Source organism: Rossellomorea aquimaris, from assembly GCF_008180865.1.
Lineage (GTDB): Bacteria > Bacillota > Bacilli > Bacillales > Bacillaceae_B > Rossellomorea > Rossellomorea yichunensis.
Genome location: NZ_VTEX01000003.1, coordinates 83,488 through 100,839 on the forward strand (window position 1 = coordinate 83,488; position 17,352 = coordinate 100,839).

Here is a 17,352-nt window from a genome sequence, read left to right on the forward strand (position 1 = left end):
CTAGTAGAGAGGAGTGACGAAGTATGCAAGAACAAGACTTTGCAAAGGTGGTTCAGGTGAATGGTGCCAATGTTTATTTTGAACATCATCAGCATCCCGAAGCCACGGAAACCTTCGTCCTTCTTCATGGATTTCTATCATCAACCTTTAGCTTTAGACGGCTTACTCCTCTTTTGAAAGAAAATTATAATGTCATTTCCATCGATCTCCCTCCCTTTGGGAACAGCGAAAAGAACAATCGATTTATCTATTCTTACGACAATCTGGCCAACACGGTCATCGCCTTATTAGACCACTTGAATGTTAGCAATGTCCACCTGACGGGTCATTCAATGGGCGGTCAGATAGCTCTGAACGTGATGAAAAAAGCACCTTCCCTAGTCGAAAAGGGCGTACTCCTGTGCAGCTCCGGCTATCTTAAGAAAATGAAGTGGCCTGTCACGATGCTGAGCCATATTCCCTTTTTCCATCTGTATGTAAAACTGTGGCTTACACGATCAGGGGTACGGAATAATCTTGAAAATGTTGTACATGATTCAAGGATGATCGATGATGAAATGATGTTTGGGTATCTGAAACCATTTCTGGAGGATGATATTTTCAAGGCATTGACGAGGATGATTCGAGATCGTGAAGGAGATTTAACGGAGAGCGATTTGCGCAACATTCAAACACCTTGCCTCCTTGTCTGGGGAGAACATGACAGAGTGGTCCCCTTATCCACGGGACATAAGCTGAAACAGGATATCCCGAACTCAAGGCTCGTGGTTTTAGAAGATACAGGACATCTCGTTCCTGAAGAGAAGCCTGAAGAAGTATTGGAGCACATCCATCAATTTGTATCAGCATCTCTTGAAGGAATTACAGAGGATTCCGAGACACAACCGCTATACAAAAAAGGACTTTCCCAAACGCTCATATCTGAAACGTAGGGAGAAGTCCCTTTTTTATGTTAAAAGTTAAATCGAACACGATCCGATAAACAAATCATTTTCATCTTTTTCGATTCCATCATATGATTATATTAATCATTACATATTCAGAAAGGGGACAAATTCGTGAGTAAATTCGAGGAAATCATCAACCGAAAAGGGTCTTCCTCCGTAAAATGGGACCTGACGAAGACAGTGTTTGGGAGTGAAGATGTTCTGCCCATGTGGGTGGCTGATATGGATTTCCTGCCGCCACAAGATGTGTTGGATGCCCTGCAGGATCGGCTGAAACACGGGATCTTTGGTTACACCTTTGTTGGAGATGAAACGGCAGCAAGCATTAAGGAATGGGTCAAAAAACGTCACAGCTGGGACATTGAAAAGACGTGGATCCAATACAGTCCTGGAGTCGTACCGGCGATTTCCACGATTATTCAGGCACTTACTGTTCCGGGAGATAAAGTGCTCGTACAATCCCCTGTCTATACACCCTTTTTCAGCCTGGTGGAGGACAATGACCGGGAAATTGTAAATGCTCAACTGGATTATGTTGACGGAAGATATTCTATCGACTTTGATGCGTTTGAAGAAGCTTTAAAAAAGGGTGTGAAGCTCTTTTTATTATGTAATCCACACAATCCGAGCGGTCGGGTATGGAAGAAAGAAGAGCTAATGAAAATTGCTCAATTATGCCATCAGTACAATGTCATGATCGTGTCGGATGAAATTCATTCAGATCTGGTCTATGAAACTCATACCCATATTCCACTGGCTTCTCTTCATGACTCGTTCAGAGATATAACGATCACGTGCATCGCACCAAGCAAAACCTTCAATCTTGCAGGATTACAGGCTTCAGCCATGATCGCTCCCAACCCGGATCTCCGGGAAAAAATCGCCGCCATTCATAAAAAACAGGGCTTCTTCACTCTCAATACGTTTGGGATTGTCGGAATGGAAACAGCCTATCGCTTTGGCGGGGCATGGCTGGAAGAAATACTTGTGTACCTGCAGGAAAACGTGAGAGTCACGAAGGAATTCATTGGGGATCACCTGCCCCAACTCCAATTGGTGGACCCTGAAGGAACTTATTTGCTCTGGATAGATTGTACAAAGATGGAACTCTCTGATGAAGAGCTGAAGGAGCGTTTATTGGACAAAGGAAAACTCGCATTGGAACCGGGAACAAAATACGGACCTGGTGGGGAAGGCTTTGTTAGAATGAATATTGCCTGTCCAAGAGGAACGTTGATGGATGGGTTGGAGAGGTTGCGAAAAGCTTTGGGCTAATCGAGGGGTTTATTTTCAACTTCTGCACTTTTATTTTCAACTTTTCAATTATATTTTCAACTTTTTGTACCTGGTACATTTCAAGTCATTTGTACCAGGTACAAACTTTGTTGCAAAACCCACGCCTTGTTCTACTTCTTCTTATCACTCACAATTTCCCCGCAGGCAATACGTTTACCGGAATCGCCTGAAGGCTGGGTCATCCCATCGTCTTTGTTTTCATCGATGATCAAAGACGTCCCATCTTTGGTGAAAAGGGACGTCTTCCCTTTCGTCAAGGTGACACCACCTGCCATAAGTTTGACTTTTGCTGTGCCATCTTCCTCGACAATGATGTTAGGAAGATCTCCTCCATGTGCTCCCTCAGGATGAAGAAGTCCATGTTTTTTATCATCAGGATTGAAGTGATTTCCTGCAGATGCAAAATCCGGTCGCTCACATACACCTTTTTCGTGGATGTGAATCCCATGTTCACCGGGGGGCAAACCTTCAAGGTCCAATCCGACTTCCACTCCATCCGACTTCTCTTGCAGGGTCGCTTTTCCAAGTGAATCCCCGTTCTCATTTTTTAATTCCACTTCTACCTTTTTAGGGTTTTCGATGGCACATGCCCCAAGTAGTACACTTATCATGATCATATATAATAGTGATGATTTTTTCATTTTGCACTTCCTCCAAATCTGCATACTCTTACACCATTGTTGACGTTTGAGGGAAAAAGTATTCCTCTTTTTCACCGGAAAAGAAGCTAATGGGCCAGAGGCGGTAATAGATGAAAGTAGTGTTGAATCAATACAACAAAAAAACACGCCTATACATTTAAGCGTGTTCCACTCTTTTTATTCTGATTCCCTGTTATGCTTCCCGGCTTCCTCTTCCATCTTCTTCGTTTTCAATTCTTCACGTTTTGAAACCTTTATAATTAAACGGAACGTCAATAAGGCAGCTATTAAGAAGATGGCCATCGTAATGCTTGCAGGGATATATTCCGACTTATCTTCAGGAAAATATAGAAATAAGTTTAATACATAATAAGAAAGCATCGTAAGCTCCTTTCAAAAAACAAACTCTTCGTCTATTATACCAACACCGTAAAGAACAAACCAACTTGAAATCGCTACGTTTTTAACGATTTAATGAACAGGCCCTGAAACAAGCCTCGACAATTTCCGAGGAAATATCAGATTACCCTAGTAGAGCCTCCACCCAAAAAAAAAGAGCCCTAAACCCTCAATAGGTTTCAAAGCTCTCTCACTACTATTTTACAACCTTAATATTTTCAATCACGATATCTTCTTTTGGAAGATCGTTCTCACCAACTTTTACATTGGCCATTTCATCGACGATGTCCATTCCTTCAACCACTTGTCCAAAGACCGTATGTTTTTGGTCAAGCCAAGGGGTTCCACCATTCTCCATATAAGCCTCGATGATTTCTGCCGGGAAACCAGCTGATTTCATTTGCTCTTCAAACTGTGGGTCGATGTCATCCTTCTGCACGATGAAGAATTGACTTCCATTTGAATCCGGTCCGGCATTGGCCATGGAAAGGGCACCACGAAGATTGAATAATTCAGGTGAAAATTCATCTTCAAAGGATTCACCATAAATACTTTCCCCACCCGTTCCATTTCCATTCGGGTCTCCCCCCTGGACCATGAAGTCTTTGATCACTCTGTGGAATTTAAGTCCGTCATAATAACCGTTCTCACTATGAGTGATGAAGTTCTCGACGGTTTTAGGTGCCTGCTCAGGGAAAAGCTTGATCTTAATCGTTCCCATCGAGGTTTTCATTTCTACCAATTTTTCGTTTTCAGCAACTTCTGTTGTAAGCTGAGGGTATGTCATTGTGTCATCTCCTTTGGAATCTTCTGCCGTATTCTTGTTTGCTTCTGTTTGTTGTGTTTCTTCTTTAGCGGAATCTTCCTTCTCTGTTTGTCCACAAGAGGCAAGTACTAAACCTAATAAACACAGGATCACGATCATCAGACGCTTCATATATGTACCTCCACATGTTACCTTTATAGTAGTTCTTTCAACATTCATTCCGCTTTCATTATAATAAAGATTGAAGTATTAGAGGAGGTTTTTTATGAAAAACATACAAATTGGTGATTATGTCACAGCTTTTTATAAAACGGGCAAGTATATCGGGGAAGTAACCGGAGAACGGCCAGGAGCCTATGTGGTGAAGATTCTCTCCGTCTTGAAGCATCCACGGCAAGGCGATCTACACAATCCCCAGGAAGTGGACGTTCCAATTTTTCACGAACGAAAAGCCCTTGCACACCGCGAGCAGGCGAATATGCCCGAGAAGATGGTGAAGCCGTTTGATGGGAACATTCCAGATTATAATGAATCATTGGTCTCTGCATACCTTACACTGAAGAAAGAGCTGGCAGAAGACCCAACCCCCCACGCCAAGAAGAGCCTGGAAACACTCGGGTCGATTCAAAGGGAATACGAATTGATGTATAGCCTGACATTTTAAACATAGATGAGGGACGGACCTCAGGAAGGTCCGTCCCTCATCTCGTTATGCAAGCTGGTTGTAAAATTTGGACAGGTCTATTCTTTCCCCGATGGTGGTTGGTTCCGCTTTATCGAGGTATTTTTTGTCTTTTTCGACCAGGTTGTAGATATGGTGGGTGGTGAGGGCATCATCTAAGGCTTTATGATGCTTTCCGACTCCTTCCCTCCCGTATTCCTGGACTGCTTTCCATAGTCCGGTTTGGTTTTGATCACCAAAGAATCGTTTATATTCCATGGATAAGTCGACGAATTGAGCTTGGAAAGGAAATGGAATGCCGGACTGTGTACAGTTATCACGCAGTACCTTCATATCCATGTTTCCCCACGTCACTACTTTGTCGATCCCTCTTGCATTCAACCCGGAAAAATAGTCAATCAAACATTGAAATGAGATTCCCGAATCGACTTCCTGCTGGTTAATCGATAAGAACCGTTTACAGCGGTTGGTCAGTTTGGGAAACGCAGTCGGTTTCACATAAGATGAAAACGAATCGGACACTTTCCCTTTCGCAACCACCACAACCCCAGCTTCAATAATCTCAGGAAAAAAACCTTTGGGGACTCTATGTCGTTCCGGCATAGAAAACTCAAAATCTATAAACACAAGCTGTTCCGGTTTCGCCACTATACTCCCTCCTCAAAATCTAGATAAGACCCCAATTTATCTATAATAAAAAGAATTCATCATAAAAATAAAATCGGTACTCACTCCAATTTTCCACACTTCTTATTCTTACATTATATCATGATGAACCTATAAATTATGACTATTTCCCGGTTTTCCCCGTGAATAAATGTTGTTCGGTAGACTGGAGCCTCAATCTTTAATAAAATGAATATTTAGGTATACGAAATAAAATCTATACAGAAGGTGTTAACCATTTCAATCAAAAAAAAGAATTTGACGATTATGCTTATGGCCAATTTTCTGGTTGCGGCAAGTGCGACGATGGTTTTGCCGTTTTTGTCTCTTTATATTGAAACCTTTGGTACGTACAGTCATGAATACGTTCAACGCTGGTCAGGATTTGTGTTCGGGGTTACATTCTTAACAGCTTTCTTTATTTCTCCTTTATGGGGACGAATCGGAGACCGCTTCGGCTATAAACCGATCCTTCTTATTACAGGGTATGGAATTGCCACATCGATTTTTCTGATGGGCTTCATGGATTCCGTTTGGGGGCTTTTCGTCCTTCGTATGATCATGGGTGCGGTGACAGGTTTCATTCCCACTTCAATGGCCCTTATTTCGGCTCAGACTCCGAAGGAAGAAGCAGGACGTACGCTTGGCACCCTGCAAATGGGAACTGTTTCAGGAGGACTATTCGGTCCAGTCATCGGTGGGTTACTCGCTGATAATGTAGGCTTTTCCTACACATTCATTTTCACCTCCATCTCCATTGCCATTGCAGCAACCGTTGTTTTACTTGGCATTGACGAGCAAAGGAGCAAAGAGCAACGGAACCAGCGAAACAAGTATTCAAGTATTGAAGTGCTTCAGCATATTTTCAGTCACAGATTATTAGTGACGGTTCTCTTATTGTCATTCCTTATCCAGGTAGCAAACTTTAGCATCCAGCCTCTTCTCGCCCTCTATGTAGATGAACTTACCTCTTCTACAAATCTGGCATTTCTGGCAGGAATTGCTTTCTCTGCAACCGGGTTTGGTAATTTACTTGCGACACGGCGATGGGGGCAGCTTGGTGATGATATTGGTTATGAAAAGGTGTTATCGATCCTCCTTGTCCTAGCCTCCATTTTCATCGTACCCCAAGCACTGGCTGTAGAACTGTGGCAGCTTGTCCTGTTCCGTTTCTTGTTCGGCATCGCGATCGGCGGGATGATACCATGTGTGACCGCTTATATCCGTCAGGAAGCCCCCATCAGTATGCAAGGGGAAGTACTCGGGTATAATCAGAGCTTTCGTTTTCTCGGAAACGTGGTCGGACCTGCTTTTGGCGGGGTCGTGTCAGGATATATTGGTATTTCTTCCGTTTTTTATGTAACAGGTGCTTTATTCTTATGCGCTTTTGGATTATTATGGTGGAGTATGCGTCATTCTGAAACAACCAGCCATGTGAAAGATTACTAGAAAAGTAGAGTGAGAAATGAGAATTTTCGCAGGTTATCTAACGGTAATTAGTGTTATGTTCATCTTTTTTACCACATTATTTTTTACGACGGATGAATGGAACAAAGTACAAAGCTTTCAAGATGAATTAGAACACTCGGTAAGGACCGATAACTTACATCTAAATCGTACCAGTTTACTGCTTGATCAGAACGGGAAGGAATTTTCGGAAGTGAACCGCCCGTTCCGAATATATATTCCTGATGAGCAGATCCCCCCTTTCATGAAGGATATTCTTGTCGCTTCAGAGGATCAGCATTTTTATGAACATGTCGGATTCGATGCAGGAGCGATTCTCCGGGCTGTCGTGAAAAACCTGGTGTTCACCCACATCCAACAGGGTGGGAGCACGATTACGCAGCAACTTGCAAGAAACCTGTATCTGGGGCAGGAAAAAACGTACAATCGTAAATTGACCGAGTTATTTTACGCCCATGAAATTGAAAAATCGTTATCAAAAGATGAAATATTAGAACTTTACCTGAATGTCATTTACTTCAGTAATGGCGTTTACGGGATTGAAACTGCGTCACAGTATTACTTCCAGAAGAGTGTACCGGAACTCAATCAGGCAGAGATGGCGTTCATTGCATCGATTCCCAATAACCCGGGAAAATATGATCCCATCGATCATTTCGATCAAACGAAAGTTCGTCAGGAACGTCTTCTGGATATTCTCGTCAGTACGGGTAAGCTATCCAAAGAAGAAGCGGAAAAAATGAAAAAAGTACCGATTAGCTTAAATGTACGTAAAAAAATCGATTTATATCCTGATTATGCTTTCTATGTGGAAAGTGAATTAAAAGAACTGATTTCGATTCACGAGGGCTACAAAGCGGAACTGGCAAATGCCTCCTCTCCAAAGGAAAAGGAGAAAGTTGCACAGAAGCTCGATGAACGTTTCCAAGAAGTGATATCCTCAGGAGTTCAAATTCAAACCGGACTGAACCCTGAGCTGCAGCAAAAAAGTGTGAACGCTTTAAATGGACAGCTTCAGAAAGAGTTACAAGGGGCCACTGTCACCATCGATAACAAGACAAGGACCATCGCGGCTTTGACCGGGGGCAGGAACTACCAGAAATATAACTTTCATCACGCATTTCAAGCTTTCAGGCAGCCTGGATCAGTGATTAAACCACTTCTCGTTTATGGTCCTTATATCGAGAGCTACCGGGCTTCCATCACTGAAAAAATAAATGCGAACCGGTACTGTATAGGTGACTATTGTCCGATAAACTATGGAGGAGCCCAGCCCGGAACCGTTACGATAAAACAATCGTTAGCACAATCGTATAACGCCGCTTCATTGCGTTTGATGGAAAAAACAGGCATAGAAGAAGCATTCAAATCCTTATCCCCTTTTTCATTTGAGAAGGTGTTAAGCGAGGATCAAACCTATGCAGCATCCGTAGGGGGATTCACTTATGGGATGAGCCCCCTTGAAATGACGGATGCTTATACGTCCTTTATTGATGGGAAGTACCAGGAAAGTCATGCGATCATTCATGTGAAGGACAATAAAGGAAACATCCTTTATCAATGGAAAAACGAGCCGAAAACGGTCTGGTCCGCAGATACAACCTCTAAAATGAGAAAGATGCTGGGCGAAGCCGCTACTTCCGGAACCGGGAGAGCCGCTTACGTATCAAAGCCCTATGTCGGGATTAAGACAGGAACCACCAATAACTATCATGACTATTGGGTCATGGGAATAACAGATACATTCACTACCGGTGTATGGGTGGGGCATGACATTCCCCGTAATATGAGTCATATTGAACAACAGCGTCCAAGTCATAAGATTTGGAAGCAAATCATGGAATGACAAAGAGTCTGCAGCACGGCTGCAGACTCTTTGTCTATAACTTCACTTTCGACATAACCGGCAAACTCGCCATCACACCATTGTATAATTTCAAACATACAAAGAATATCGTTAAAAATAAGGATGACCATGAAAACACCTGTAAACCAACGACACCGAAGATCCCCATTTTCGAGAGGGATGGACTTATTTTATAAACAAAATAAATAAAATACACGACCGAGCTCAACACAAAGATAATCAACAATCCCAGGAAGGATTTCAGACTCAGAACAGACACCAGGCCACCGATAAAATATATCATCGATCCTGTTCGAACACGGTTATACAATTCTCCATCTGAATCCATGGAGAAAAACAGCATCGAAATACCATTGATCGTCTCCGCTATCAGCTTCAAGGCAGCAAAGACCATAAAAAAAGCAACCATTAATAGTATCAATATCGCGAGCTTCAATTGCATATCCGATAAAAATTCCCTCATTCCTGGATAGACACCAATCTTCTTAAAGATGTCTACGAAAACCTCCACGCCATAAACGGAAAATGTAAGGCTAAATAATAATATAGAGAAAAGGGGCAAGTAGCTTGTTAAATATGTATTTTTCACTAATAACTCTCCCATAACGATTCTTTGACCACTCTCATCATAATCGTTTATGAGTATCTTGAAAAGGGTATAGAAATAGAAGGAACAGTGACTATATGCCTATCACTTATTTCAGGGAAAGCACAAAAAGACCGCCCTTCGATGATTGCAGAAAGGACAGTCATTTATTGCTGAGGATTGGAATGTGGCACGACACGGATATATTCTCTGGATCCAAATGGTTGTCTTTGCCGAATGGGGTCATTCGTCATTTCTTCTTCCACTTCTTCCGTTTCACCATATTGAACCGGTCTGATGTTCATACTGGTCGGGTCTTCCATTTCAATCATGCCTCTATTAAACCGATCTTGTGATTCAATTAACCACGCAAAGCCAAAAAAAGTAAAGAATATGGTCGTAACCGCTACAGTTTTCTTTTTCATAACTTCACCACCTTATGGATAGGATTCTCCAATTTGACCGAAACTATTCTGTAATCGGTTCAATTGCCCGAAAAAAACCAACAAAATTCCGATGGTATTTTCCGTCTATCTACATATTTAATACTTCATGAACAATCTGATACGAATGGAATCCTGAGTAATGCAAGCATCTATTTTTTACGTTATAATGCTCTTTGAGGTTCAGCTTCGGTCGAGGTTTTTGAAAGAAGATGCATGCTTAAAAACAGAAAAGACATTAGACCATGCTTTAGAATAAATGAATTTTACATGAGGGGGGTTTTATATGACTTTGTTACATTGGGCTATTGTATCGCCTTTTTTATTTGCCATACTCATTCCATTTCTTTATAAGGCATTTCGGAATGTACATACTGGTTGGTTCGTATTACTGCTACCAGTCGCTTTGTTTACTTATTTTTTCCAATTCATCTCCATCACTAAGAATGGAGATACCGTCAAGGAAACCTTGGAGTGGATGCCGTCCTTCGGTATCAACTTCATTGCCTACGTTGACGGACTCGGATTGCTGTTCGCCCTGCTCATCACAGGGATCGGTTCACTAGTTGTCCTGTATTCGATTTATTACTTAGATAAGAAGAAAGAACAACTACATAATTTTTATGTATACCTAATGATGTTCATGGGAGCGATGTTGGGCGTTGTCCTATCTGATAACTTGATCGTTCTTTATATGTTCTGGGAATTCACATCCATTTCCTCATTCTTATTGATCGGCTACTGGTATCACCGTGAGCGGTCAAGATATGGAGCCCAGAAATCCATGCTCATTACCGTCTTTGGTGGACTGAGCATGCTTGGGGGATTCTTACTTCTCTATCTTATGAGCGGGACCTTCAGCATTAGGGAATTAGTCATGCAATCCGATCAGTTAATGACAGAAGCACTTTTCCTTCCAGCATTACTTCTGGTCCTGTTGGGGGCTTTCACGAAGTCCGCTCAATTCCCGTTCCACATTTGGTTACCGGATGCCATGGAGGCACCGACACCGGTCAGTGCGTACCTGCATTCTGCCACAATGGTTAAAGCCGGTATTTATCTTGTTGCCCGCTTGAGTCCTGTATTCGCTGAATCAAGTGTATGGTTGTGGCTTGTTGGCGGATTCGGTATCTTTACACTATTCTGGGGTTCCTTTAATGCAGTGAAACAAACAGACCTTAAGGGAATACTTGCATTTTCAACCGTCAGTCAACTTGGTCTTATCATGTCTTTATTGGGAGTCGGGGCAGCTGCTCTTCACTACAGTCAATTAGACGAGAATATTTATATGGTTGCTACCCTTGCCGCCGTTTTCCATTTGATTAATCACGCCACCTTCAAAGGAAGCTTGTTCATGGTTGTCGGAATTATTGATCATGAAACAGGCACAAGGGATATCCGTAAGCTTGGCGGGTTGATGAATTTCATGCCGATCACCTTCACCATTGCGATCATCGGAGCCTTCTCCATGGCAGGGCTTCCTCCATTTAATGGCTTCCTTAGTAAAGAAATGTTCTTTACAGGGATGGTAAGGGTACTTGAAATGGATATATTCAACCTGGATACAGTAGGCATGATTTTCCCGATCCTTGCCTGGGTCGGTAGTGTGTTCACGTTTATTTACAGCATGATTCTTGTGTTTAAAACCTTTACAGGGAAGCATCAACCGGAGAAACTGGAAAAGAAACCACATGAAGCTCCACTTGGAATGTTAATTTCTCCAATTATCCTGGCTTCACTTGTGATTATTTTTGGTTTCTTCCCAAATATCCTTTCAGAACGAATCATCGCTCCGGCAGTAGCTTCCATCACTCCGAGCCTGATTCAGGAAGGACATGCAGTCAAAACCCATATTTCATTCTGGCATGGCTTTACGCCTGAACTGTTTATGACCTTTGGAGTCATTCTATTTGGAATTCTGTTATATCTCCTGCTTCCAAGATGGAGAAAAATATACTCTTGGATACCGGAACGTTTCACCTTGAATTCATTTTATGATGGTGGATTAATCGGAACCGAACGCGGAGCTTACAACTTTACAAAAGGCTATATGACAGGATTTATCCGTACGTATCTCGTATATATTTTCTCCTTCTTAATTGCCGTACTGTTGTTTAGCATGTGGTTCAAAGGAGCATTTGCGATCAATACGGATGATTTGGCTCCAATCGGGATCTATGAGGTGGCCATAGCGCTTCTCCTTGTTATTAGCTCTGCAACCATCTTGTTCGCCAAATCACGATTGACGTCCATCATTTCACTGGGAGCTGCCGGATATACGGTTTCTTTATTCTTCGTATTATTCCGTGCTCCAGACTTGGCTCTGACGCAGCTTGTGATCGAGACCGTCTCTGTTGCTCTATTCTTACTCTGCTTCTATCACCTGCCTCCATTAAGCAGGCATGAAGAACGAATGAGGTTTAAGCTTGGAAATGCATTGATTGCGATCGGTGTGGGTCTGGTCGTTACATTATTTGCGATTTCTGCATACAGCACAAAACTTTTCGATTCGATTTCAAGCTATTACATCGAGAATGTATATGAAGAAGCGGGCGGTAAGAATATGGTAAACGTTATACTCGTTGACTTCCGTGGATTTGATACATTGTTTGAAATTTGTGTATTGGCGATTGCCGCACTTGGAATTTTCTCCATGATAAAATTGCGTCTGACAAGGGGGAAAGAAGGATGAAAACAAAAACGAATGACGTCATCTTACAAACCGTAACGAACGTCGTCGCATTCATCATTATCCTGTTTTCTCTGAGACTTTTCTTCGCCGGGCACTATACCCCGGGTGGAGGCTTTATTGGAGGCTTGATGACTTCGGCAGCACTTGTACTACTGTTGTTGGCGTATGATATCAAAACGGTAGCTAATATCCTGCCGGTGGATTATAAAATCATAACTGCGATTGGTTTACTCCTGGCAGTGGCAACTTCTGCGGGGGCACTTCTGTTTGATGTGCCTTTCCTGACACATGCGTACGATTATTTCCATCTTCCACTGTTAGGGAAGACATCCCTGCATACAGCCGTCTTATTTGATACGGGAGTGTATCTAGTTGTTATCGGTGTCACGATGACCATTATTCAAACGATTGGGGTGAGCGAATAATGGAAATATTAATGGCCATTGTTGTCGGAATTCTTATTACGATCGCCGTTTACTTAATGTTATCCAAAAGCTTGCTCCGAATCATCATTGGAACAGCATTATTGAGTCACGGCGCACATCTTTTACTTCTTTCCATTAGTGGTCTAAAAGGAGGAGCTGCACCTCTTCTTGGAGAACACGCAAAATCTTATGTCGATCCGTTACCACAAGCATTGATTTTAACAGCGATTGTTATCAGCTTTGGAGTGACAGCTTTCTTCCTTGTTCTTGCTTATCGTGCATATCAAGAGCTTGGAACGGATAATATGGATCAAATGAGAGGAAACGAAGGAAATGACTAACTTATTAATACTACCTATTCTAATCCCGTTATTTACGGCGATTATCTTGATGTTTTTCAGCAAATATGTGAAGGTACAACGAGGAATTTCAAGCCTATCGACTCTGGCTACCATTGCAGCATCCCTTGTACTCATCAACACCATCTACAATGATGGAATACAAACGATTAACTTAGGAAGCTGGGTGGCCCCCTTTGGGATTACACTCGTTTCTGATATGCTCTCTGCTTTACTGGTGACGACGACGAGTATGATTACAATGGTTGTGTTACTCTACTCCTTTAAGTCTATCGGAGCCGACAGAGAACGTTTCTACTACTACCCTGTTGTTCAATTCCTATTGGTGGGAGTGAACGGGGCATTTACAACCGGGGATATCTTTAACCTCTTCGTCTTTTTCGAAGTGATGCTGATGAGCTCTTATGTACTACTAGTTCTCGGTGGAACAAAGGCTCAATTGCGTGAGGGGATCAAGTACATTCTCGTGAATGTCATTTCCTCTGCTTTATTCGTCATTACTGTGGCGTATTTATATTCTGTAGTCGGTACGTTGAATATGGCAGATATTTCGAGAAAGATTGCTGAAGTAAATCAACCGGGAATCCTTACAGCGATCGCTATCATGTTCCTGCTGGTCTTCGGATTAAAAGGAGCGATTTTCCCGCTTTACTTTTGGCTGCCTGGCTCTTATTATGCACCACCAACACCGGTGCTTGCTTTGTTCGGAGCCTTACTGACTAAAGTAGGGATCTATTCGATTCTACGTACGTATACATTATTTTTCTATCATGATACTGGGTTCACTCATGAAATCCTTAGCATGTTAGCCATCCTGACAATCATCCTTGGCTGTATCGGGGCCATCGCGTATTGGGATGTTAAGAAGATCATCATCTACAACATCATCATTGCAGTTGGTGTGATATTGTTCGGGGTGTCAACCATGAACCCTGAAGCATTAGAAGGGGCGGTTTACTATCTCGTTCATGACATGATTATTAAAGCGGCTCTATTCCTCCTGGTCGGAGTGATGATTGCCATAACCGGGACAACCAACCTCAAGAAAATGGGCGGACTCATTAAAGAGTACCCGTGGCTCGGCTGGACGTTCCTTGTGGCAGCCTTCTCCTTGGCAGGGATCCCTCCTTTGAGTGGATTTATAGGGAAACTATTAATTCTCAGAGGAAGCTTTGCTGCAGAAGCGTATTTAGGTGCTGGTGTCATTTTGGCATCGAGTCTAATGGTACTGTATTCTGTTATCAAAATCTTCCTGAACGGTATATGGGGAACTCCGAAAGAATACAACGGAGTTTCAAAAGGTCATGCTCGTTATTTATGGATGACTTCCGCAATACTCGTCGTGTTAGCCGTATGTTACGGCTTTGGTGCCGAGGCGGTCCGTCCTTTATTCTCACAAGCAGCAGAAGTACTGGTAAATCCGAATCTCTATATAGACGCAGTGTTAAAGGAGTAATGTAGAATGGCATTTCAAATTTTATTAAACTTTTTCCTGGCCTTTGTCTGGATGTTTCTTTCGGTATCCTTTACTTCTCAGTCATTTATTATTGGCTATTTGCTAGGATTGCTTGTGATTTTTGCATTCAGAAGATTTTTCAACTCTCGATTTTATTTATTACGCGTGGCTGCCGTGATCAATTTATTCTTCCTGTTTTTAAAAGAACTGATCCTTGCTAACATCTCGGTCTTAAAAACGATACTAAGACCCAAGCTTGATTTCCAACCGGGAATCTTCGCATTACCGACAGATTTAAAAACAGATTGGGAGATTACCTTATTAGCTAATCTCATTACCTTAACACCCGGGACACTCGTGATGGATGTATCGTATGATAATAAGATCCTATATGTCCACGCCATCGATATCCCTGATGTGGATCAAGCCATTGATGAAATTAAAAATTCCTTTGAAAAAGCCATTATGGAGGTGAGTCGCTAATGTTACACACGATTTTTCAAATCACACTGCTATGCGTCTCCCTATCCATGCTGGGACTTGTATACAGGGTTGTGAAAGGACCAACCACCCCCGACCGGGTGGTAGCCCTGGATGCAATCGGTATCAACCTGATTGCCATCATCGCCCTCGTATCCATGATGCTCGATACTTACGCCTTTTTGGAAGTTATTCTCCTTCTCGGGATTCTGGCTTTCTTAGGAACCGTTGCCTTTTCAAAGTTCTTAGAGAAAGGGGAGATCATCGAACGTGAGCGAGATCATTAGATTTTTCATCGGGTTCTTTTTAGTAGTAGGAGGGTTTCTCAGCCTGGTCACTGCCTTTGGGTTACTGAGACTCCCGGATGTTTATACAAGAAATCATGCGGCATCTAAAAGTGCGACACTCGGCGTGATGTCGATTCTTTTGGCAACATTCCTTTACTTTTATTTGGAGCATGGGCACTTTAATTCGAGACTGATTCTGACAATCGTCTTCATCTTTGTGACAGCACCGGTCGCCGGACACCTCATCTCAAGGGCTGCCTATAATTCAGGGGTTAAGCTCTGGGACAAAAGTGTCCAGGATGATCTGAAAGATAAAAAAGAATACGATCGTCAAAACAGTCAATAAGAAACATACAAAAAGGCTTGACCACCCGAGAGAGATCTCGGGTGGTCAAGCCTTTTTCCTATCGCTGATACAAGTGATTCTCAACACTTCCATCCTGCTTGTGTACAACAAGCGTGCCGGTATGATCCGTCACATAGTCCTTCGCCTTGGACAACAGCTTATCCTTCGTCTCTTCTACCAGGATGGCACGTTGTCCGTCTGCTTTCTTTAACTGCCAGCCGTCGTCATGTGGACTGACATGATATTCGGTTTTACCCGAAGTATTACCTTCTTCAGACTTATGGGCCCGGTCCGTTGCAATCGCAATCGCACGTCCCTCTTCATACCCTTCATCGAGAAGAGCATTGGCAATTTCAATGGCTTTGTTCCGAACATCCGCAGGCAGGTTTTTCAGTGAATCGGGATAATCATTTTTTGTCCAACTCATTAAATAAAAGCCTCCTAATCAATTGGTTAGTTATTGAATTCCCATTCATTCACTTTTTAAACATTCGGATATGTAAGATTTCCACTTAGCGTTTTGGCACAACTGCCATCGTACATCTTGAAACACAAATCAATTGATCGTTCTCATCCGTGATCTTAATCTCCCAAACCATTGTGGTTCTCCCTTGGTGCATCACCGTTCCTGTGGCAGTAACAAGACCTTCACGCTTTGCTTTAATATGATTGGCATTGATCTCCAATCCGAAGCAGATCTCCTTATCCAGGTCAATTAATTCCACAGCTCCGACACTCGCAACCGTTTCTGCAAGTGCCACTGATGCTCCTCCATGAAGGAATCCGAATGGCTGCCTGGTGTTTTCATTCACCGGCATCGTCGCAATTACTCTCCCTTTCCCAAGTTCCACAAACTCAATTCCTAATGTACTGATTAATGTATTTTCCAAATTCATGTGTGCATCACCTCATAATATTTTCTTCTCTACTATCTGTTCTATAACGCTTGTGAAAATCCTTTATTTTGCCTAAAAGGGCATATCCGTTCTTCCCTTCTACCTTTGTTATGAATAATTCCCCCTTCCTTTTCATACATTTCCTTAGAGCATTCCTAAGAAAGGGGTTATGTTATGTATCGATACCATCCTTTTTACCCGCCTGTTCAACGCCCCTACCCGCCTATATATTCAAGGACACAGCCTGTTTTTTCATATAATCGCAATTATCCTCCTGTTGATAGCAACACGTTTATGTCTTCAGCAGGTAAAACGCTAAGCTTGATGGATGATGCCCAAAAGGTGCTCCAACGGATTAACCACTCTAAAGATTTTTCAAAAAAGTTTATGAGTGCTGCACAGCAATCAAACCTCCCTGAAGTACATAAACTACTTCAAACCATCGACACAAAAGTACAGCCTGTCGTCTCATTCAATCCTGACGGTGTGCGTTTAGTCTTCGATGAGAAGCTTGGCCAGGTGGATTGCTGTCATTTGATTGTAATTGTCCGGTGGATGTAGTGTATGTGCCCCACCCTTTTTACCCATAACGAAAGAGCAGTGTCCAGTGATGGCACTGCTCTTCTCATTTATGCATTTCTACTTATTAAT

At 42.5% G+C, this 17,352-nt stretch carries 21 protein-coding genes; 13 read left to right on the forward strand and 8 right to left on the reverse strand.

Annotated elements, in window-relative coordinates; translation table 11 throughout:
- Positions 1-23: 23 nt before the first annotated feature.
- Together FZC88_RS13145 and FZC88_RS13150 are read left to right on the forward strand one after the other, a co-directional pair.
- Positions 24-932, forward strand: coding sequence for an alpha/beta fold hydrolase (locus tag FZC88_RS13145; RefSeq protein WP_148970732.1), 909 nt, complete (start codon positions 24-26; stop codon positions 930-932).
- Between the two features lie 126 nt (positions 933-1,058).
- Positions 1,059-2,222: a MalY/PatB family protein gene (locus FZC88_RS13150; protein WP_187443627.1), complete on the forward strand. Its 1,164-nt coding sequence runs from the start codon at positions 1,059-1,061 to the stop codon at positions 2,220-2,222.
- A gap of 131 nt (positions 2,223-2,353) precedes the next feature.
- On the opposite strand, the gene FZC88_RS13155 is transcribed toward FZC88_RS13150, so the two are convergent.
- The 3 genes from FZC88_RS13155 to FZC88_RS13165 all read right to left on the reverse strand — a co-directional run bounded on the left by FZC88_RS13155 (position 2,354) and on the right by FZC88_RS13165 (position 4,220).
- The gene (locus FZC88_RS13155; protein WP_148995247.1) at positions 2,354-2,884 is read right to left on the reverse strand and encodes a superoxide dismutase family protein; all 531 of its coding nucleotides are present in this window, start codon (positions 2,882-2,884) and stop codon (positions 2,354-2,356) included.
- A 177-nt stretch (positions 2,885-3,061) separates the two neighbouring features.
- Positions 3,062-3,265, reverse strand: a complete 204-nt coding sequence (locus FZC88_RS13160; protein ID WP_148970735.1) for a hypothetical protein — start codon at positions 3,263-3,265, stop codon at positions 3,062-3,064.
- A 214-nt stretch (positions 3,266-3,479) separates the two neighbouring features.
- Positions 3,480-4,220, reverse strand: coding sequence for a peptidylprolyl isomerase (locus tag FZC88_RS13165; RefSeq protein ID WP_148995248.1), 741 nt, complete (start codon positions 4,218-4,220; stop codon positions 3,480-3,482).
- A 94-nt stretch (positions 4,221-4,314) separates the two neighbouring features.
- Between FZC88_RS13165 and kapB the strand changes: the two genes are divergently transcribed.
- Positions 4,315-4,713, forward strand: coding sequence for a kinase-associated lipoprotein KapB (gene kapB, locus FZC88_RS13170; protein WP_148995249.1), 399 nt, complete (start codon positions 4,315-4,317; stop codon positions 4,711-4,713).
- Between the two features lie 45 nt (positions 4,714-4,758).
- On the opposite strand, the gene kapD is transcribed toward kapB, so the two are convergent.
- A complete protein-coding gene (kapD, locus tag FZC88_RS13175) occupies positions 4,759-5,379 on the reverse strand; it encodes a 3'-5' exonuclease KapD (protein WP_148995250.1) in 621 nt (206 codons plus the stop codon).
- A 255-nt stretch (positions 5,380-5,634) separates the two neighbouring features.
- On the opposite strand from kapD, the gene FZC88_RS13180 reads away from it, so the two are divergent.
- Both FZC88_RS13180 and FZC88_RS13185 read left to right on the forward strand, forming a co-directional pair.
- Entirely contained in the window at positions 5,635-6,846 is a 1,212-nt protein-coding gene (locus tag FZC88_RS13180; RefSeq protein ID WP_148995527.1) for an MFS transporter, read from the forward strand.
- Positions 6,847-6,862: 16 nt separating this feature from the next.
- On the forward strand, positions 6,863-8,710 hold the full coding sequence (locus tag FZC88_RS13185) for a transglycosylase domain-containing protein (protein WP_148995251.1): 1,848 nt from the start codon (positions 6,863-6,865) through the stop codon (positions 8,708-8,710).
- 34 nt (positions 8,711-8,744) lie between these two features.
- Here the strand turns inward: FZC88_RS13185 and FZC88_RS13190 are convergent, their stop codons facing one another.
- Both FZC88_RS13190 and FZC88_RS13195 read right to left on the reverse strand, forming a co-directional pair.
- Positions 8,745-9,320: a DUF5366 family protein gene (locus tag FZC88_RS13190; RefSeq protein ID WP_148970741.1), complete on the reverse strand. Its 576-nt coding sequence runs from the start codon at positions 9,318-9,320 to the stop codon at positions 8,745-8,747.
- Positions 9,321-9,484: 164 nt separating this feature from the next.
- A complete protein-coding gene (locus FZC88_RS13195; protein WP_148970742.1) occupies positions 9,485-9,742 on the reverse strand; it encodes a hypothetical protein in 258 nt (85 codons plus the stop codon).
- 304 nt (positions 9,743-10,046) lie between these two features.
- Here FZC88_RS13195 and FZC88_RS13200 point away from each other — a divergent pair, with 304 nt between their 5' ends.
- The 7 genes from FZC88_RS13200 to mnhG are packed head-to-tail and all read left to right on the forward strand — an operon-like array spanning position 10,047 to position 15,805.
- Positions 10,047-12,452, forward strand: a complete 2,406-nt coding sequence (locus FZC88_RS13200; protein ID WP_148970743.1) for a Na+/H+ antiporter subunit A — start codon at positions 10,047-10,049, stop codon at positions 12,450-12,452.
- Positions 12,449-12,877: a Na(+)/H(+) antiporter subunit B gene (locus FZC88_RS13205; RefSeq protein WP_148970744.1), complete on the forward strand. Its 429-nt coding sequence runs from the start codon at positions 12,449-12,451 to the stop codon at positions 12,875-12,877. Before FZC88_RS13200 ends, FZC88_RS13205 begins: the two co-directional genes overlap by 4 nt.
- A complete protein-coding gene (locus FZC88_RS13210) occupies positions 12,877-13,218 on the forward strand; it encodes a Na(+)/H(+) antiporter subunit C (RefSeq protein WP_044338125.1) in 342 nt (113 codons plus the stop codon). The genes FZC88_RS13205 and FZC88_RS13210 overlap by 1 nt, the downstream gene beginning before the upstream one ends.
- Positions 13,211-14,692 (forward strand): Na+/H+ antiporter subunit D, encoded by a 1,482-nt coding sequence (locus tag FZC88_RS13215; protein ID WP_148970745.1) that lies wholly within the window; start codon positions 13,211-13,213, stop codon positions 14,690-14,692. Before FZC88_RS13210 ends, FZC88_RS13215 begins: the two co-directional genes overlap by 8 nt.
- 6 nt (positions 14,693-14,698) lie before the next feature.
- Positions 14,699-15,175, forward strand: coding sequence for a Na+/H+ antiporter subunit E (locus FZC88_RS13220; RefSeq protein ID WP_148970746.1), 477 nt, complete (start codon positions 14,699-14,701; stop codon positions 15,173-15,175).
- Positions 15,175-15,459 (forward strand): Na(+)/H(+) antiporter subunit F1, encoded by a 285-nt coding sequence (locus FZC88_RS13225; protein ID WP_113968950.1) that lies wholly within the window; start codon positions 15,175-15,177, stop codon positions 15,457-15,459. Before FZC88_RS13220 ends, FZC88_RS13225 begins: the two co-directional genes overlap by 1 nt.
- Positions 15,443-15,805 (forward strand): monovalent cation/H(+) antiporter subunit G, encoded by a 363-nt coding sequence (gene mnhG, locus FZC88_RS13230; RefSeq protein WP_148970747.1) that lies wholly within the window; start codon positions 15,443-15,445, stop codon positions 15,803-15,805. The genes FZC88_RS13225 and mnhG overlap by 17 nt, the downstream gene beginning before the upstream one ends.
- A 58-nt stretch (positions 15,806-15,863) precedes the next feature.
- On the opposite strand, the gene FZC88_RS13235 is transcribed toward mnhG, so the two are convergent.
- Both FZC88_RS13235 and FZC88_RS13240 read right to left on the reverse strand, forming a co-directional pair.
- A complete protein-coding gene (locus FZC88_RS13235; RefSeq protein WP_148995252.1) occupies positions 15,864-16,232 on the reverse strand; it encodes a DUF2188 domain-containing protein in 369 nt (122 codons plus the stop codon).
- A gap of 85 nt (positions 16,233-16,317) precedes the next feature.
- A complete protein-coding gene (locus tag FZC88_RS13240) occupies positions 16,318-16,701 on the reverse strand; it encodes a PaaI family thioesterase (protein ID WP_148995253.1) in 384 nt (127 codons plus the stop codon).
- 174 nt (positions 16,702-16,875) lie between these two features.
- Between FZC88_RS13240 and FZC88_RS13245 the strand changes: the two genes are divergently transcribed.
- On the forward strand, positions 16,876-17,262 hold the full coding sequence (locus FZC88_RS13245) for a YuzC family spore coat inner layer protein (protein WP_148970750.1): 387 nt from the start codon (positions 16,876-16,878) through the stop codon (positions 17,260-17,262).
- The last annotated feature ends 90 nt before the right edge of the window (positions 17,263-17,352 follow it).

Coding starts and splice junctions, on each gene's coding strand:
- FZC88_RS13215 (WP_148970745.1), top strand. CDS start 13,211: ATGACTAACTTATTAATACTACCTATTCTAATCCCGTTATTTACGGCG.
- FZC88_RS13165 (WP_148995248.1), bottom strand. CDS start 4,220: ATGAAGCGTCTGATGATCGTGATCCTGTGTTTATTAGGTTTAGTACTT.
- FZC88_RS13160 (WP_148970735.1), bottom strand. CDS start 3,265: ATGCTTTCTTATTATGTATTAAACTTATTTCTATATTTTCCTGAAGAT.
- FZC88_RS13195 (WP_148970742.1), bottom strand. CDS start 9,742: ATGAAAAAGAAAACTGTAGCGGTTACGACCATATTCTTTACTTTTTTT.
- FZC88_RS13205 (WP_148970744.1), top strand. CDS start 12,449: ATGAAAACAAAAACGAATGACGTCATCTTACAAACCGTAACGAACGTC.
- FZC88_RS13235 (WP_148995252.1), bottom strand. CDS start 16,232: ATGAGTTGGACAAAAAATGATTATCCCGATTCACTGAAAAACCTGCCT.
- FZC88_RS13155 (WP_148995247.1), bottom strand. CDS start 2,884: ATGAAAAAATCATCACTATTATATATGATCATGATAAGTGTACTACTT.
- FZC88_RS13225 (WP_113968950.1), top strand. CDS start 15,175: ATGTTACACACGATTTTTCAAATCACACTGCTATGCGTCTCCCTATCC.
- FZC88_RS13145 (WP_148970732.1), top strand. CDS start 24: ATGCAAGAACAAGACTTTGCAAAGGTGGTTCAGGTGAATGGTGCCAAT.
- FZC88_RS13240 (WP_148995253.1), bottom strand. CDS start 16,701: ATGAATTTGGAAAATACATTAATCAGTACATTAGGAATTGAGTTTGTG.
- FZC88_RS13245 (WP_148970750.1), top strand. CDS start 16,876: ATGTATCGATACCATCCTTTTTACCCGCCTGTTCAACGCCCCTACCCG.
- kapB (WP_148995249.1), top strand. CDS start 4,315: ATGAAAAACATACAAATTGGTGATTATGTCACAGCTTTTTATAAAACG.
- FZC88_RS13210 (WP_044338125.1), top strand. CDS start 12,877: ATGGAAATATTAATGGCCATTGTTGTCGGAATTCTTATTACGATCGCC.
- FZC88_RS13220 (WP_148970746.1), top strand. CDS start 14,699: ATGGCATTTCAAATTTTATTAAACTTTTTCCTGGCCTTTGTCTGGATG.
- FZC88_RS13185 (WP_148995251.1), top strand. CDS start 6,863: ATGAGAATTTTCGCAGGTTATCTAACGGTAATTAGTGTTATGTTCATC.
- FZC88_RS13200 (WP_148970743.1), top strand. CDS start 10,047: ATGACTTTGTTACATTGGGCTATTGTATCGCCTTTTTTATTTGCCATA.